The organism is Streptomyces sp. CB09001, from assembly GCF_003369795.1.
Taxonomy (GTDB): Bacteria; Actinomycetota; Actinomycetes; order Streptomycetales; family Streptomycetaceae; genus Streptomyces.
In genome coordinates, this window is sequence record NZ_CP026730.1 from 4,373,172 (window position 1) to 4,389,369 (window position 16,198).

At 72.2% G+C, this 16,198-nt stretch carries 13 protein-coding genes; 8 read left to right on the top strand and 5 right to left on the bottom strand.

Annotation, left to right across the window (positions count from 1 at the left end; all coding sequences use genetic code 11):
* Nucleotides 1–64 precede the first annotated feature (64 nt).
* From C4J65_RS20410 to tuf, 5 genes are all read left to right on the top strand, one after another.
* Entirely contained in the window at nt 65–1,102 is a 1,038-nt protein-coding gene (locus C4J65_RS20410; RefSeq protein WP_115743691.1) for a glycosyltransferase family 2 protein, read from the top strand.
* A 288-nt stretch (nt 1,103–1,390) separates the two neighbouring features.
* A complete protein-coding gene (rpsL, locus tag C4J65_RS20415) occupies nt 1,391–1,762 on the top strand; it encodes a 30S ribosomal protein S12 (protein ID WP_003948652.1) in 372 nt (123 codons plus the stop codon).
* Between the two features lie 2 nt (nt 1,763–1,764).
* Complete coding sequence (rpsG, locus tag C4J65_RS20420) at nt 1,765–2,235, top strand: 30S ribosomal protein S7 (protein ID WP_003974303.1); 471 nt, start codon at nt 1,765–1,767, stop codon at nt 2,233–2,235.
* Nucleotides 2,236–2,274: 39 nt separating this feature from the next.
* Entirely contained in the window at nt 2,275–4,401 is a 2,127-nt protein-coding gene (fusA, locus tag C4J65_RS20425; protein ID WP_115743692.1) for an elongation factor G, read from the top strand.
* Between the two features lie 173 nt (nt 4,402–4,574).
* On the top strand, nt 4,575–5,768 hold the full coding sequence (gene tuf, locus C4J65_RS20430; protein ID WP_115743693.1) for an elongation factor Tu: 1,194 nt from the start codon (nt 4,575–4,577) through the stop codon (nt 5,766–5,768).
* A gap of 109 nt (nt 5,769–5,877) precedes the next feature.
* Here the strand turns inward: tuf and C4J65_RS20435 are convergent, their stop codons facing one another.
* Together C4J65_RS20435 and C4J65_RS20445 are read right to left on the bottom strand one after the other, a co-directional pair.
* Nucleotides 5,878–8,361, bottom strand: coding sequence for an FtsX-like permease family protein (locus C4J65_RS20435; RefSeq protein WP_162833257.1), 2,484 nt, complete (start codon nt 8,359–8,361; stop codon nt 5,878–5,880).
* Nucleotides 8,355–9,095 carry an ABC transporter ATP-binding protein gene (locus tag C4J65_RS20445; protein ID WP_115743694.1) on the bottom strand — a complete coding sequence of 247 codons (741 nt, stop codon included), beginning with the start codon at nt 9,093–9,095 and terminating at the stop codon, nt 8,355–8,357. Before C4J65_RS20445 ends, C4J65_RS20435 begins: the two co-directional genes overlap by 7 nt.
* Before the next feature lie 180 nt (nt 9,096–9,275).
* Between C4J65_RS20445 and C4J65_RS20450 the strand changes: the two genes are divergently transcribed.
* The 3 genes from C4J65_RS20450 (at nt 9,276) to C4J65_RS20460 (ending at nt 12,517) form a co-directional block, all read left to right on the top strand.
* Nucleotides 9,276–10,571: a sensor domain-containing protein gene (locus C4J65_RS20450; RefSeq protein WP_115743695.1), complete on the top strand. Its 1,296-nt coding sequence runs from the start codon at nt 9,276–9,278 to the stop codon at nt 10,569–10,571.
* Nucleotides 10,571–11,203, top strand: a complete 633-nt coding sequence (locus C4J65_RS20455) for a response regulator transcription factor (protein WP_115743696.1) — start codon at nt 10,571–10,573, stop codon at nt 11,201–11,203. The genes C4J65_RS20450 and C4J65_RS20455 overlap by 1 nt, the downstream gene beginning before the upstream one ends.
* A 171-nt stretch (nt 11,204–11,374) precedes the next feature.
* Nucleotides 11,375–12,517, top strand: a complete 1,143-nt coding sequence (locus C4J65_RS20460; RefSeq protein ID WP_115743697.1) for a hypothetical protein — start codon at nt 11,375–11,377, stop codon at nt 12,515–12,517.
* Nucleotides 12,518–12,601: 84 nt separating this feature from the next.
* Here C4J65_RS20460 and C4J65_RS20465 read toward each other — a convergent pair whose 3' ends face one another.
* The 3 genes from C4J65_RS20465 to C4J65_RS20480 all read right to left on the bottom strand — a co-directional run bounded on the left by C4J65_RS20465 (nt 12,602) and on the right by C4J65_RS20480 (nt 16,132).
* Entirely contained in the window at nt 12,602–13,972 is a 1,371-nt protein-coding gene (locus C4J65_RS20465; protein ID WP_115743698.1) for an alpha-lytic protease prodomain-containing protein, read from the bottom strand.
* A 182-nt stretch (nt 13,973–14,154) separates the two neighbouring features.
* Nucleotides 14,155–15,102: a LysR family transcriptional regulator gene (locus C4J65_RS20475; RefSeq protein WP_115743699.1), complete on the bottom strand. Its 948-nt coding sequence runs from the start codon at nt 15,100–15,102 to the stop codon at nt 14,155–14,157.
* A gap of 64 nt (nt 15,103–15,166) precedes the next feature.
* Entirely contained in the window at nt 15,167–16,132 is a 966-nt protein-coding gene (locus tag C4J65_RS20480; protein ID WP_240330477.1) for a YafY family protein, read from the bottom strand.
* Nucleotides 16,133–16,198 lie beyond the last annotated feature (66 nt).

Consider the following 16,198-nt stretch of genomic DNA (forward strand, 5'->3'; position numbering starts at 1 on the left):
TTGCTGCCATAAGATCGCACAAGAGTCGCACATCTGTACTCAAGGTCATGAGGAGGGAGGCGCGGTGCCCGAGGGACGGGACGCGGAGCAGCACGGACCGGTCGTGCTGTCGGTCGTCATTCCGATGTTCAACGAGGAAGACGTCCTGCCCGCGCTGGTCACCAGACTGCGTCCGGTCCTCACCGAGCTGGGCGTCCCCCACGAGGTCGTCGCCGTCGACGACGGCAGCGGCGACCGCACGGCGGAGCTGCTGGACGCCTTCCGGCTGGGCTGGCCGGAACTGCGCGTGGTGGCGCTGCGGCGCAACTCCGGTCACCAGGCGGCGCTCACGGCGGGCCTCGACCGGGCCCGCGGCGCCTACGTGGTCAGCCTGGACGCCGACCTCCAGGACCCGCCGGAGAAGATCCCCGAGATGCTGGCGCTGGCCCGCGCGGAGGGCCTCGACATCGTCTACGGCGTGCGCGCCGACCGCAGCAGCGACTCCGGGTTCAAACGGTGGTCGGCGGGCGTGTACTACCGGCTGATGCGGCGCCTGGCGGGCCCCTCGGTGCCGGCCCAGGCGGGCGACTTCCGGTTGCTCAGCCGGGCCGCCGTGGACGCCCTCAAGGCCCTGCCCGACCAGCAGCGGGTGTACCGGCTCCTGGTGCCGTGGCTGGGCTTCCCGAGCGGGCAGGTGACGTACGAGCGCGCGCCGCGTACGGCGGGCCGCACGAAGTACCCGCTGGGCCGGATGATCCGGCTGGCGGTGGACAGCGTCACCGGCTTCTCCGCGGCGCCGCTGCGCATCGCGACCTGGCTGGGCGCCGGGGCCTTCGTGGTCTGCCTGGGGCTGCTGGTCTACACGCTGACCGCGTTCGCCCTGGGCCGTACGGTGCCCGGGTGGACCTCGCTGTTCACCGGCATCGTGTTCATCGGGGCCGTACAGCTGGTCTGCGTCGGCCTGCTCGGCGAGTATGTCGGGCGCATATACACGGCCGTGCAGAACCGGCCGACCTATTTCGTCCGCCACGACACGGCGGCACCCGGGCCCCCACCCGGCCCCGCACCCGTGCCCGCCGACGTGGACGACGACAAGCCGGGTGTTCCGCTCCCGAGGGCCTGAGAAGGCTCATGTCGATCACGGCAAAGTGGGATGAACCGGGCGGCGGTGCCGGTGCCGCCCATTTGTTTTGACCGCAGCGAATGCGCTAGGTACGCTCAGACCTTGTGCCTGGGGTGTGCCCTGGCCCTCGTGCGTGTCTACAGCCGCATCGGGGCCGTGTGTGGCCACCGCATTTCGCGTCTCCTTCCGCCTCGCGGACGGAGTTCGCGGCTTCGACACACCCGACCGCGTGGGTCGGTGACGTTCCAGGTTAGCTCCACCATTCGGCACACAGAAACCGGAGAAGTAGTGCCTACGATCCAGCAGCTGGTCCGGAAGGGCCGGCAGGACAAGGTCGAGAAGAACAAGACGCCCGCACTCGAGGGTTCGCCCCAGCGCCGTGGCGTCTGCACGCGTGTGTTCACGACCACCCCGAAGAAGCCGAACTCGGCCCTGCGTAAGGTCGCGCGTGTGCGTCTGACCAGTGGGATCGAGGTCACCGCTTACATTCCGGGTGAGGGGCACAACCTGCAGGAGCACTCCATCGTGCTCGTGCGCGGCGGCCGTGTGAAGGACCTGCCGGGTGTTCGCTACAAGATCATCCGCGGTTCGCTTGACACCCAGGGTGTGAAGAACCGCAAGCAGGCCCGCAGCCGCTACGGCGCCAAGAAGGAGAAGTAAGAATGCCTCGTAAGGGCCCCGCCCCGAAGCGCCCGGTCATCATCGACCCGGTCTACGGTTCTCCTCTGGTGACCTCCCTGATCAACAAGGTGCTGCTGAACGGCAAGCGCTCCACCGCCGAGCGCATCGTCTACGGCGCCATGGAGGGTCTGCGCGAGAAGACCGGCAACGACCCGGTCATCACGCTCAAGCGCGCTCTCGAGAACATCAAGCCGACCCTCGAGGTCAAGTCCCGCCGTGTCGGTGGTGCGACGTACCAGGTGCCGATCGAGGTCAAGCCCGGTCGCGCCAACACCCTCGCGCTGCGCTGGCTCGTCGGCTACTCCCGCGCCCGTCGCGAGAAGACCATGACCGAGCGTCTGCTCAACGAGCTCCTCGACGCCTCCAACGGCCTCGGTGCCGCTGTGAAGAAGCGCGAGGACACGCACAAGATGGCCGAGTCCAACAAGGCCTTCGCGCACTACCGCTGGTAGTCGCTACCCACATCGAGACCGAGAGAAGACTGAAGCCTTATGGCTACCACTTCACTTGACCTGGCCAAGGTCCGCAACATCGGGATCATGGCCCACATCGACGCGGGCAAGACGACCACCACCGAGCGGATCCTGTTCTACACCGGCGTCTCGTACAAGATCGGTGAGGTCCACGACGGCGCCGCCACGATGGACTGGATGGAGCAGGAGCAGGAGCGTGGCATCACGATCACGTCTGCTGCGACCACCTGTCACTGGCCGCTCGAGGACAACGACTACACGATCAACATCATCGACACCCCGGGGCACGTCGACTTCACCGTCGAGGTGGAGCGTTCCCTGCGTGTGCTCGACGGTGCCGTGACCGTGTTCGACGGTGTCGCCGGTGTCGAGCCGCAGTCCGAGACGGTGTGGCGTCAGGCCGACCGTTACGGCGTGCCCCGCATCTGCTTCGTCAACAAGCTGGACCGCACCGGCGCCGAGTTCCACCGCTGCGTGGACATGATCTCGGACCGCCTGGGCGCCCAGCCGCTGGTCATGCAGCTCCCGATCGGTGCCGAGGCCGACTTCCAGGGCGTCGTGGACCTGGTCCGCATGAAGGCGCTCGTGTGGTCCGCCGACGCGGCCAAGGGCGAGATGTACGACGTCGTCGACATCCCGGCCACGCACACCGAGGCCGCCGAGGAGTGGCGCGGCAAGCTGGTCGAGGCCGTCGCGGAGAACGACGAAGAGGTCATGGAGCTGTTCCTGGAGGGCCAGGAGCCCACCGAGGAGCAGCTGTACGCGGCGATCCGTCGCATCACCATCGCCTCCGGCAAGTCCGAGGACACCACGGTCACCCCGGTGTTCTGCGGCACCGCGTTCAAGAACAAGGGCGTCCAGCCCCTGCTCGACGCGGTCGTGCGCTACCTGCCGACCCCGCTCGACGTCGAGGCCATCGAGGGCCACGACGTCAAGGACCCCGAGGTCGTCGTCAAGCGCAAGCCGTCGGAGGACGAGCCGCTCGCCGCGCTCGCCTTCAAGATCATGAGCGACCCGCACCTCGGCAAGCTCACCTTCGTCCGGGTGTACTCCGGCCGCCTGGTGTCCGGCACCGCGGTGCTGAACTCCGTCAAGGGCCGCAAGGAGCGCATCGGCAAGATCTACCGCATGCACGCCAACAAGCGTGAGGAGATCGAGTCGGTGGGCGCCGGTGACATCGTCGCCGTCATGGGCCTGAAGCAGACCACCACCGGTGAGACGCTGTCCGACGACAAGAACCCGGTCATCCTGGAGTCCATGGACTTCCCGGCGCCGGTCATCCAGGTCGCCATCGAGCCCAAGTCGAAGGGCGACCAGGAGAAGCTCGGCGTCGCGATCCAGCGCCTGGCCGAGGAGGACCCCTCCTTCCAGGTCCACACCAACGAGGAGACCGGCCAGACCATCATCGGTGGTATGGGCGAGCTGCACCTCGAGGTGCTGGTCGACCGCATGCGCCGTGAGTTCAAGGTCGAGGCCAACGTCGGCAAGCCCCAGGTCGCCTACCGTGAGACGATCCGCAAGACCGTCGAGCGCGTGGACTACACCCACAAGAAGCAGACCGGTGGTACCGGTCAGTTCGCCAAGGTGCAGATCGCGATCGAGCCGATCGAGAGCGGCGACGCCTCGTACGAGTTCGTGAACAAGGTGACCGGTGGCCGCATCCCGAAGGAGTACATCCCTTCGGTCGACGCCGGTGCGCAGGAGGCCATGCAGTTCGGCATCCTGGCCGGCTACGAGATGACGGGCGTCCGCGTCACGCTCATCGACGGTGGCTACCACGAGGTCGACTCCTCCGAGCTCGCCTTCAAGATCGCCGGTTCGCAGGCCTTCAAGGAGGCCGCGCGCAAGGCTTCGCCCGTGCTCCTCGAGCCGATGATGGCCGTCGAGGTCACCACGCCCGAGGACTACATGGGCGACGTCATCGGTGACATCAACTCCCGCCGTGGCCAGATCCAGGCCATGGAGGAGCGGATGGGTGCCCGCGTCGTGAAGGGCCTCGTGCCGCTGTCGGAGATGTTCGGCTACGTCGGGGACCTCCGCAGCAAGACGTCGGGTCGCGCAAGCTACTCGATGCAGTTCGACTCCTACGCCGAGGTTCCCCGGAACGTCGCCGAGGAGATCATCGCGAAGGCCAAGGGCGAGTAACGGGCTACTCCGTTTAACGGACCCCGTTCTCACGCTTTAGGCTTGACCCCGGAGCCTGCATGGGGCATTCCGCCGCGAACCCGGCGGAATGCCCCCGGCACCCGGGCTTTCCAGCAAAGATCACCTGGCGCCGATGAGTAAGGCGTACAGAACCACTCCACAGGAGGACCCCAGTGGCGAAGGCGAAGTTCGAGCGGACTAAGCCGCACGTCAACATCGGCACCATCGGTCACATCGACCACGGTAAGACGACCCTCACGGCCGCCATTACCAAGGTGCTGCACGACGCGTACCCGGACATCAACGAGGCGTCGGCGTTCGACCAGATCGACAAGGCTCCCGAAGAGCGCCAGCGCGGTATCACCATCTCGATCGCGCACGTCGAGTACCAGACCGAGGCGCGTCACTACGCCCACGTCGACTGCCCCGGTCACGCCGACTACATCAAGAACATGATCACGGGTGCCGCGCAGATGGACGGCGCCATCCTCGTGGTCGCCGCCACCGACGGCCCGATGCCGCAGACCAAGGAGCACGTGCTCCTGGCCCGCCAGGTCGGCGTTCCGTACATCGTCGTCGCCCTGAACAAGGCCGACATGGTGGACGACGAGGAGATCCTGGAGCTCGTCGAGCTCGAGGTGCGTGAGCTCCTCTCCGAGTACGAGTTCCCGGGCGACGAGCTGCCGGTCGTCAAGGTCTCCGCTCTGAAGGCCCTCGAGGGCGACAAGGAGTGGGGCAACTCGGTCCTCGAGCTCATGAAGGCCGTGGACGAGTCCATCCCGGAGCCCGAGCGCGACGTCGACAAGCCGTTCCTGATGCCGATCGAGGACGTCTTCACCATCACCGGTCGCGGTACGGTCGTCACCGGCCGCATCGAGCGTGGTGTCCTCAAGGTCAACGAGACCGTCGACATCATCGGCATCAAGCAGGAGAAGACCACCACCACGGTCACCGGCATCGAGATGTTCCGGAAGCTCCTCGACGAGGGCCAGGCCGGTGAGAACGTCGGTCTGCTGCTTCGCGGCATCAAGCGCGAGGACGTCGAGCGCGGCCAGGTCATCATCAAGCCGGGCTCGGTCACCCCGCACACCGAGTTCGAGGCCCAGGCCTACATCCTGTCGAAGGACGAGGGTGGCCGTCACACCCCCTTCTTCAACAACTACCGTCCGCAGTTCTACTTCCGTACGACGGACGTGACCGGCGTCGTGACCCTCCCCGAGGGCACCGAGATGGTCATGCCGGGTGACAACACCGAGATGAAGGTGGAGCTCATCCAGCCCGTCGCCATGGAAGAGGGCCTGAAGTTCGCCATCCGCGAGGGTGGCCGGACCGTGGGCGCCGGCCAGGTCACCAAGATCAACAAGTAAGCTCCGCTTGCTTGTCGGTCGACCCGACCTGACATGGGCTGATGCCTGAAAGGGCCCGTACGACTTCGGTCGTACGGGCCCTTTCGTCGTGCGGGCGGCCGTGACGGCGTCACTCACGGGCGACGACCGGGCGGCGGCGTACCAGCACGGCGGCGGAGGCGAGCGACGCCGTCACGGTGAGGGCCGCGCAGGTGATCGCGGTCATGGCGACGGCCGTCCATGGGACGACCGGTGTGGCGGGTACCGCGAGCAGGTGCAGGGCCGCCCCCATGCCGGCGAGGTTGAGACCGGTGACCAGCAGGCCCAGCAGGGTGCCCACCGCGGTGACCGTCAGGGACTCGGCGGCGAGCAGCCGCAGCACCTGCCCGCCGGTGGCGCCCGTGATCCGCAGGACCGCCAGGTCGCGGACCCGGTCGGACGTGGCCGTCAGCGTCGTGTTGACCACGGAGATCCCCGTGTAGAGCAGGGCGATGCCCAGGACCAGGAAGAGGCCCGTCCGTGTGGTGCCGCCGGACTCGGCGGAGGCCGCTTCGGCCCACTCGTCGCCGCTCGACACCCGTCCGCCCACCGACGCGACCGCCCCGCGCAGCCCGGCGGCCACCGCGTCGGCGTCGGCGCCGTCGGCGAGGGCGACGTCCACCCGGTCGACGGGGGCGCCGGCGGCATTGGCAGCGGTGACGTAGACGCCGTTGTCGCCGGTGCCGGTGTGCATCACGGCGGCGATGCGCAGGGTCTTGTACGTGCCGTCCCCGAGCCAGACCCGCACCCGCCGGCCGACCGTGTGCTCCTCCCACTCCTCGTTCACGATGATCGAGTGGTCGTCGAGGTCGGACGCCTTCCCCGCGGCGAGCGGGAGGCGGGTCGTGGCGGTGAGGGGCTCGGGGGCGGCGACGGCACGCGCGTCGGACCTGATGAGGGCCACACCGTCCTCCAGGACGTACACCGCGCTCGACGAGGTCGGGGAGATCTCCGCCCCGGACACCGCGCGCAGGCGGTCCACGGTCGCCGCGTCGAAGCCCGCACCGGACGGGGCGGTGACCACGAAGGCGGCGGCGGTCCGCTCCCGGACCTCGGCGGCCTTCGCCCCGTTCAGGGTCGCGACGGCGCCGAGCAGGGAGCCCGCGAGCGCGACCGTGACCAGCACCGGCGCCGCGACGGCGGCGGTACGGCGGACACCGGCCACCGTGTTCTCCCGGGCCAGCAGACCCGTGGCGCCCGGCAGGCGGGCCGGCAGCCAGGTGAGCAGGCGCACCGACGGCCGCACCACGACCGGCGCGAGCAGCGCGGCCGCGGCGATCAGCGGCATCGGGCGGCTCACGTACGTCTTGCGGTGCAGCAGGTCCCCGGGGTCGCCGGCCAGGGCGAGTACGAGCGTGACCAGCGCGGTCAGCAGCAGCCCCGCCCCGCACACCCACCGGCCCCGGGTCATCGTCCCGGTGTCGACGGAGGCCTCGCGCAGGGCCTCGACGGGACCGGTGCGCCCCGCCCGCCACGCCGCCGCCGTCGCGCCGCACAGGGCGACGACGAGCCCCGTCCAGAAGGCCAAGTGGTACGGCCAGGTGTGGTCCCCGATGGCGAACCAGGTGGGTGCCAGACCCTCCTCCACCACCCGGGCCGCCAGATGCGGCGCGGCGTACGCGCCGAGCACGCAGCCGGCCGCGGAGGCGAGCACGCCGACCCCGAGGGCCTCGGCCAGCACCGTCCGGCGCAGCTGTCCCGGCGTCGCCCCGGCCGTGCGCAGCAGCCCGAACTCCCGGCGCCGCCGGTCCACTGCGAAGGCGAACGTGGACGCCACGACGAACACCGACACGAACGCGGTGACGCCGCCGGCCGTGCCGAACAGGGCGTTCAGACCGGTCAGCGCCTCGCGGTCCCGCTCGGGGTCCGCGTCCGCGTACCGCCGGTCGTCCCCGGCGAGCACCCGGACGCCCGCACTGCCCGGCACCGAGTCCCGTACGGCGTCCCGTACCGCCTTCCGTACGGCGGACACCTCCGCGTCGACCGCCGCCTGCACGCCGACCGGGGCGAGCCGGGCGGCCCGCGCGTCGGTGAAGAAGACGGCGTCCTCGAACCCGCGGCCGGGCACCGTGCCCACCACCCGCAGGGTGCCCCGGTCCGTGCGCACCCGCTCGCCCGGGGCGGCCCAGCCGCCGGTGACGACGACCTCGTCGGCGGCGCGCGGCGCGCGACCGGCGTCGATCCGGTACGGGGCGAACGCCGCGGTGGACCAGGGGTGGCCCACCAGCTCACCGGGGCCGTGCCCGCCGCCCCGTACCCGCACCGGGAAGGACCGGTCCTCGACGACGGTGCCGAGCCGCTTCAGCCGGGCCACGACGGCGTGGGGCACGGCACGCGGCCGCGCCAGCTCCTCCGTACGCTCCCCGGAGGCCGTCGGCACCCGCAGGGTGTCCTGCCCCCGGACCACGACCGGCGCGGCGGCGAACCGCTCCGGTTTCCGGTCGGGCGCGTCCAGCGTGGAGGCCAGCGCCAGCCCCGACACGGACAGCAGGGCGACACCGAGCGCCAGCGCGACGAAGCTGCCGGTGAAGGCGGCCCAACGGGTGCGCAGGGTGTGCAGGGCGGTGGTCAGCACGGGGCCGTCTCCAGGCGGGTCAGGTGGGCGGCGACGGTGTCGGCGGCCGGGGCGGACAGTTCGCCGTGCACATGGCCGTCGACGAGGAACAGCACGCGGTCGGCGTACGAGGCGGCGACCGGGTCGTGGGTGACCATGACGACCGTCCGGCCCTCGCCGTCGGCCATGGCGCGCAGCAGGGTAAGCACCTCGCGGCCGGCGCGCGAGTCCAGCGCCCCCGTCGGCTCGTCGGCGAACAGCACCTCCGGGCGGGTGATCAGCGCGCGGGCCAGGGCGACGCGCTGCTGCTGGCCGCCGGACAGCTCGGTCGGCCGGTGCCTGGCGCGGTCGGCCAGACCGACCTGGCGCAGCGCCTCGCGCACCCGGTCCCGCGGCGGGCGGCGTCCGGCCAGCCGCAGGGGGAGCGCCACGTTCTGCGCGGCGGTCAGGGACGGCAGCAGGTTGAACGCCTGGAAGACGAAGCCGACGCGTTCCCGGCGCAGCAGGGTCAGCCGCCGCTCGCTCAGCCCCGTCAGCTCCGTGCCGCCGACGACGACCGATCCCGACGTGGGCCGGTCCAGTCCGGCGGCGCACTGGAGCAGTGTCGACTTGCCCGAGCCCGAGGGGCCCATGACGGCGGTGAAGCTGCCGCGGGGCAGGGAGAGGGACACGTCGTCGAGGGCGGTCACGGTGCCGTCGCCCGCGCCGTACCGTCTGCTGACGGAACGCAGTCGGATCGCGTCGTCGCTGGTCATCAGTCTCCACTTCCCGATGTCCGAGCTGTTCGATGGGATGCCCGGTGCGCCAACGAAACCGTGCGGGGCGGCACCGGCGCAGTGCGGCAGGGGCTAGAGCGGGGGTATGGCCTGCCCTACCTCCGTTGCTCCGCCTGGGCCGATGGCCGCGCCGCCCGTCGCGGTCCTACGGTGAGCCGCATGCGCTCTCGCGACCTGTGGCAGGCCCTGTCCGCCCGCCGCTACCTGCTCTCCGCCTGGCCGTGGCGGGCGACCGCCTACCTGGTGACCGGGGCGGCGGCCGGCGCCGCGACCCTGGTGGGGCTCGCGGCCGCCCTCGTCGTCGGCGGTGTCCTCACCGTCGTGCTGGTGGGACTGCCGCTGCTGGTGCTCACCGTCCTCGCCGGCATCCCCCTGGCCCGCCTGGAGCGGCACCGGCTGCGCCTGATCGACCCCGCCCCCGCCCCCGCCCGGCCGGTACGGCAGCCGCCCGCCACCGGGCCGTGGCCCTGGCTGCTCACCCGGCTGCGGGAGCGGGCGACCTGGCGGGAGCTGGGCCACGCGCTGCTGTTCGCCCTTCTCCTGTGGCCGCTGGACGCCCTGGCCGTGGCCCTCGCCCTGGCGGCACCGCTGCACCTGGCCGCCACCCCGTTGGTGATGGCCACAGCGGGCGGCGGCGAGGAGGCGAAGGTCCTCAAGCAGTGGACGGTCACCACCTGGCCGGCCGCGTCCGGCGTCGCCGCGCTCGGGCTGCTCCTCCTCGCCCTGGGCGGCTACGCGCTGGGCCTGGCGGCGGGCGTGCGGGCCGAGCTGGCCCGGGTGCTGGTGGGCGTCCCGGGCGAGGGCGATCCGGAGGCCAGGGTCGTCGAACTCACCCGCTCACGGGCCCGGTTGGTGGACGCCTTCGAGGCCGAGCGGCGCCGCATCGAACGCGACCTGCACGACGGCGCCCAGCAGCGCCTGGTCGCCCTGACGATGGCCCTCGGCCTGGCCCGCCTGGACGCGCCGCCGGGACCGCTGGCCGACCAGCTGGCCAAGGCGCACGGCGAGGCGGGCAGGGCGCTGGAGGAACTGCGCGAGCTGATCCACGGCATCCACCCCAAGGTCCTCGCCGACTACGGACTGCCCGCGGCGGTCGCCGACGCCGCCGACCGCTCCGCCGTCCCCGTCGACGTCGCCCTGGAACTGCCCGGACGGCTGCCCCGGGCGGTGGAGGCCGCCGCCTACTTCGTGGTCTGCGAGGCCCTCGCCAACGTCGGCAGGCACAGCGGCGCCGACCGCGCGGAGGTGACCGGCGGCCACCGCGACGGACGGCTCCTCCTCTGCGTCCGCGACGACGGCCGGGGCGGGGCCGACGTCGCGGCGGGCAGCGGGCTGACCGGACTCGCCGACCGGGTGTCGGTCCTCGATGGCAGACTCTCCCTGTCCAGCCCGCCGGGTGGACCGACCCTGCTGAGCGTGGAGATTCCTTGCGAGTGGACCGAACGCTTCGGGTAGTGCTCGCCGAGGACAGCGTGCTGCTGCGGGACGGCCTGACCGGCCTGCTGGCCCGCTTCGGCCACCAGGTCGTGGCGGCTATCGGCGACGCGGAGGCACTCGTCGCCGCGGTCACGGAGCACGCCCCGGACATCGTCGTCACCGACGTCCGTATGCCGCCCGGCTTCCAGGACGAGGGCCTGCACGCGGCCGTCCGCCTGCGCGAGGAGCGGCCCACCCTGCCCGTCCTGGTCCTCAGCCAGTACGTGCAACGGGCCTACGCGGCCGAGCTGCTGGACTCCGGCGACGGCACCGGCGTCGGCTATCTGCTCAAGGACCGCGTCGGCCAGGTCGAGGAGTTCGTCGACGCGCTGGCCGAGGTCGCGGCGGGCGGCACGGTCGTCGACCCGGAGGTGGTGCGCCAGTTGCTGCGCCGCCGCCGGGATCCGCTGGAGCGGCTCAGCCCGCGCGAGCGGGAGGTGCTCGCCCTGATCGCGGAGGGCAGGTCCAACGCGGCGATCGCCCGGCAACTCGTCGTCTCCGAGGCGGCCGTGGGCAAGCACATCGGCAGCATCCTCGCCAAGCTCGACCTGCCCCCGGCGACCGAGACGCACCGCAGGGTGCTGGCGGTACTGACGTATCTGCGGGGCTGACGCGGTCCGGGCGTCGCGGGGCGAACGAAGGTGTACAGATTTTGTCACGAATCCTGCACGGGGCGGCACTTCATCTCCACATGGCGGCACGATTGATCGCCGCAAGCCCCGCCCCGGCGGTAGCCCCGGCCGCCCGTACCCACTTGGTACCGCTACCAGGAAAGTGAGCCCGTGAGTTCCGTCCCGCCTCCCGACCGTTCCGACGACGAACCGGCCCCCTCGATCTCCGACGAGCAGTTGGAGGCGTTCCTGCGGGAGGCCGCCGAGGGCGGTGGCCGCCCCGCGCCCAAGGAGCCCTCGGCGCGGGCGCGGATGGTGGCCCGGCGGTTGCGCGAGGAGAAGGAGCCGACGCCCTGGCGAGCCCCGCAGGGCAGCCCGAGGGGCGACGGCCGCGGCCGTCGGCGCCTGGTGGGCGCGGTGGTCGGTGTGGTGGTGCTGGCGGCGCTCGCCGTCGTCGCCGTACGGCCCTCCCTGGTCCTGGACCGGCTGCCCGGCGGGGGCGACGACGCCCCGGCGTCCCCGACACTGGCGGCCGAGTCGGCGCGGCCGACCGGCGCCCCCGGGGAGGCGGCCGGGGCCGAGCGTGCCACGCGCGAGCACCCGTTCCGCGGCTCACCCGCCGAGCGGTGGGCCGAGGGCGCCGACGCCATCGAGGTGCCGGCGGCGAAGGCGCTGTCCGGCATGAGCAAGGAGGACGTGGCGTTCGCGCTGCGCCGCACCAAGGAACTCCTGGTCGCCGCCAACCTGGACCCCGCCGTACTGCGCGGGGAACGGCCGGACGAGGCGCTGGACGTGCTCGACCCGAAGCAGCCGGAGCTGCTGCCCAAGCTGCGCCGCTCACTGAGCGACCCGGACGCCGACCACGACCCGCTCCGGCTCTTCACCCGCTTCGACCCGGCCGAGACCCGCCTGGCCGGTGACGTCGTCAAGGTCCGTGGCCGCATGACGCTCGCCGCGGGCGAACCGGGCGTGGTGAAGGTCGACGCGGACTACACCTTCGTCTACCCGCTGGTCCGGGCCGACGACACCGACGGGCCGGTCGCCCGCACGATCATCCGCCGCGAGCTCACCCTGACCCTGAACGACCCGGCGAAGTGGAACGTGACCGAGGGCAAGCTCCTGGTGGAGAAGTACTTCTCCGAGTACGGCAACACCGACTGCGACGTCTACGACGGCTACCTGCACCCCGGCTTCCCCGACGACGACGGTCCCGGCGGCGCGCGGCCCACCGGCCCGCTGACCGACCCCTACGACCGGAGCCGACCCCTCTCCGGCTCCGGTTCGGAAGGCTGCGGCCAGGTCACCCGTACCTGACCCGGACGTGACCGGGCCCGGGCGCTCTCCCTCACGCACGCCCGGACCCGTCCCCCGTTGTCCCCTGTGGGGGTCAGTGGGGTGTCACACTCGCTGCCACAGCGCCGGGACGTTCGGCGGCTCCCAGCCCGCGTAGGCCTGGTGGCCCTGCAGGCAGCGGAAGGTGGCGCCGCCGTAGGTCACGGTGTCGCCCGGCTGGTAGACGGTGCCGGCCGCCCAGGTGCCGCCGGGCTCCCCGGGCTCCTCGCCGCCGTCGTCGCCGCCGGTGGTCTTGAGCGTGAGCCCGTAGTTCTGGAGCAGCGCGTTGATCGGCTGGAAGAAGGTCTCGCCGCCGGTGCGGCAGTCGCCCGAACCGCCCGAGGTGACGCCCTGCGCCTGGCTGCCGGAGATGTAGGAGCCGCCGGAGTCACCGGGCTCCGCGCACACCGTGGTCTTGGTGACCGGGGAGATGGTGCCTTCCTGGTAGGTGACGCTGGTGTTCAGCTGCGTGACGGTGCCGCAGTGCCAGCCCGTCGTCGAGCCGGACCGGCACACGGACGCGCCGACCGGGGACGCCGTGGAACCGGTGACCTGGACGTTCTGCCCACCGGCGCCGAGCACGTACGGGGTCGCCGTCCACTGGGAGTTGGTGGCCACCCACGCCATGTCGCGGCCCGGGAAGATCGAGCCCTGGAAGGTGCCCTGGGCCACCCGGTTGGCGCCCGTCGTACTGGCGCCGGCCCGGCCGCAGTGGCCCGCGGTGGCGAAGCCCTGCTGGGTGCCCTTGGTGATCGGGAAGCCGATCGAGCAGCGGCTGCTGTTGTTGATGTAGTACGCCTCGCCGCCGCGGAGGTCGTAGAAGGTGCGGGGCCGCTCGGTGCGGTTCTTCACGCGGGCGAGGGAGTCGTCGACACCGGCCGCCGAGAGCAGCTTGCGGGCCGCGGCGGGACGGATCGCCTCGACGACGACGGTGTTGGTGCGCGTGTCGACGTACCAGACGGGCGCGTCGGCGGTGTTCACACCGGCCGCCGCCTTGTCCAGGCGGGCCTTGGCCGCGTCCAGGTCGGCGAGCGAGTGGCGCACGACCTTCGCCTCGGCGCCCCGCGCCTCGATCGCGGCGACGTCGCCCGCGTCGGTCGTCGCCACGGCCAGGGTGCCGGACTCGGCACCGCGCACCCACGCGCCCGCGAAGTCGCCGCCGAGCGCGGCCCGCAGCCGGCCCGCCGTGGCGCCCGCCTCGGCCTCGTTGACGAGGCGGCGCTCCGCCTGCCGGCGGTCGAGGCCGAGGTCCCGTTGCATGGCCTTGAGGAGAGCGGGGGGCGCGGCGTCGGTGCGCAGCGTCTCGGCCGCGGTGGGGGCGGGGTCGGCGGGTGCCGTTCCGGCGCTCGCGGAGCCGCTGAGCCCGGCCACGAGCAGGGCCGCGGTCGCGGCGACGGCGGCACCCACGGCTCTGTGGTGTCGGTGTCGATGGGACATGGGGGATCTCCTCGGTCTCGGTGGGGAGGTGCCGAAACCGTAGGGAGGGGCGACCGGCCGGCATAAGAGGTCAGCCGTCCCTCTCCCCGGCGTTATGGAACCCGGTCTTACGGAACCCGGTCTTACGGAACCCGGTGTTACGGAACCCGGCCTTACGGAACCCGGCCTTACGGAACCCGGTGTTACGGAACCCGGTGGGCCGACATCCACTCCGTGTAGCTGTCGCTGCTCGCCGCCACGCTCGCGTGCGCCATGCGCGCCTGCGAGAGGACCGCGGCGGCGGTGTCCTGCCGCTGCGTCGCCGCGTGCCAGCCGAGCAGGTGCCGCCAGGTCAGCGGGGTGTCGGCCAGGGGCCGGGTCACGATTCCGGGCGTGGTCGGGAAGGTCGCCCGGCACAGCCCGACCGCCCGCCCCACCTGCACCAGGTGCACGAGGGACGCGGTGTCCGTCTCGTACATGCGGCGCGGGGTGAAACCGGACCGGGCGCACGACGCGGTGAAGCAGTCGCCGAAGCAGCCGTCGCCGGGTACGCAGGCCCACTCCTCGTCGGCCAGCGCGGTCAGGTCCACCTCCGCGCGGTGGGCCAGCGGGTGGCCGTCGGTCATCATGACGAACACCGGGTCGACGGCGACCTCCCGCCACACCAGTCCCTCACCGGAGGGCGGCGACGCGGTGCCGCAGGTCCCGGCCAGCGCGAAGTCCAGCCGCCCCTCGGCGAGCTGCCCGGCCAGCTCCCGCTCGGACCAGGAGGTGCAGGTCGTCATCCGGGCGTCCGGCGCCACACCGGCCAGCCGGTCGAGCAGGGCGCCCAGTAAGGGGCCGTGGGTGCCGCCGATCCGCAGCCGCTCCGCCGTGCGCGGCGCGCGGGCGAACCGGGCCGCCTCCTGCTGCAGCTCGGTCACCGCCGGGAGCACGATCCGGCTCCGCTCCAGCACCAGTTCGCCCAGTGCGGTGGCCCGCACACCGTGCCGGCCGCGGACGAACAGCGCGCCGCCCAGGGCTCGTTCGATCCGCTTGAGCTGTGCGCTCAGCGCGGGCTGCGCGAGACCGAGAGCCGTCGCCGCCCTGGTGAGGCTGCCGGCGTCGGCGATGGCCCGGACCGTCTTGAGATGCCGCAACTCCAGCTCCATGAGGGGAGCTTGCGACGCGGGGAGGGCGGGGGCAAGAGGTTGGTACGGACCTCTGGAGGAAACTTCAAGTACTTGCGTCGCCGTTCGCCGCGAGCAGCTCCCGGGTCCGGCGCAGCAGCGCCTCCCGCACGGAGTCCGGCGCCAGCACCCGCAACGGCGTGGCGAGGCTGAACAGATACCGGGCCAGCCCCTCCGTGCTCGACCCGCCGATCTCGACGACCGTGGCGTCCGGCCCGTCGGCCCGGTGCAGTCCGACCGTGGCGGGAACGGACCGCAGCGCCTGCTCCATGGGCACCGGCAGGCGGACGGTGGCCAGCACGGCGTACGGCCCGGTCGCGCTCGCGCGGGACACGAGCAGCGCCGGATCGGGCAGCGGTTCGGTGAACTCGACGGGCCGCCCGCCCGGCTGCACCCGCTCGACCCGGTCCGCCCGGAACGTCCGCCACTCGCCCCGCTCGACATCCCGTGCCACGAAGTACCAACGCCGCCCGGTGTGCACGAGCCGGTACGGGTCGACGTCCCGCACACTGGCCCGCCCTTCCCAGTCCCGGTACGCCATCCGGGCCCGCTCGCCCCGCCGGCACGCGGCCGCCAGCTCCAGCAGCATCCCCGCGGCGACCTGCGGCTCACCGGCCCGCGGCGTCTGCACGAACGCGGCGTCCATGTCCCCGAGCCGGTCGCCCAGCCGCTTGGGCAGCACCTGCCGCAGCTTCAGCAGCGCCGACAGCGCCGCCTGGTCCCCGCCGAGCGCTCCGCTCAGCGCGGCCTCCCGCAGCCCGACGGCCACGGCGAGGGCCTCCTCGTCGTCGAGGATCAACGGCGGCGTGCGCGTCCCCGGCCGCAGCCGGTACCCGCCCCACGGTCCCGGGTCGGAGTCGACGGTGTACCCCAGCTCCCGCAGTCGCGCGACGTCCCGCCGCACCGTCCGCTCCGTGACCTCCATCCGCTCGGCCAGCTCGCCGCAGGTCCAGGCGGGGCGGACGGCGAGCAGGGAGACCAGCCGCAGCAGCCGGGCGGAAGTACTGAGCACGGTGGGGAAGTCTGCCACGATCCACCGACGTGACCAGGACCGAACCTGTCCTGGTCACGTCCTACG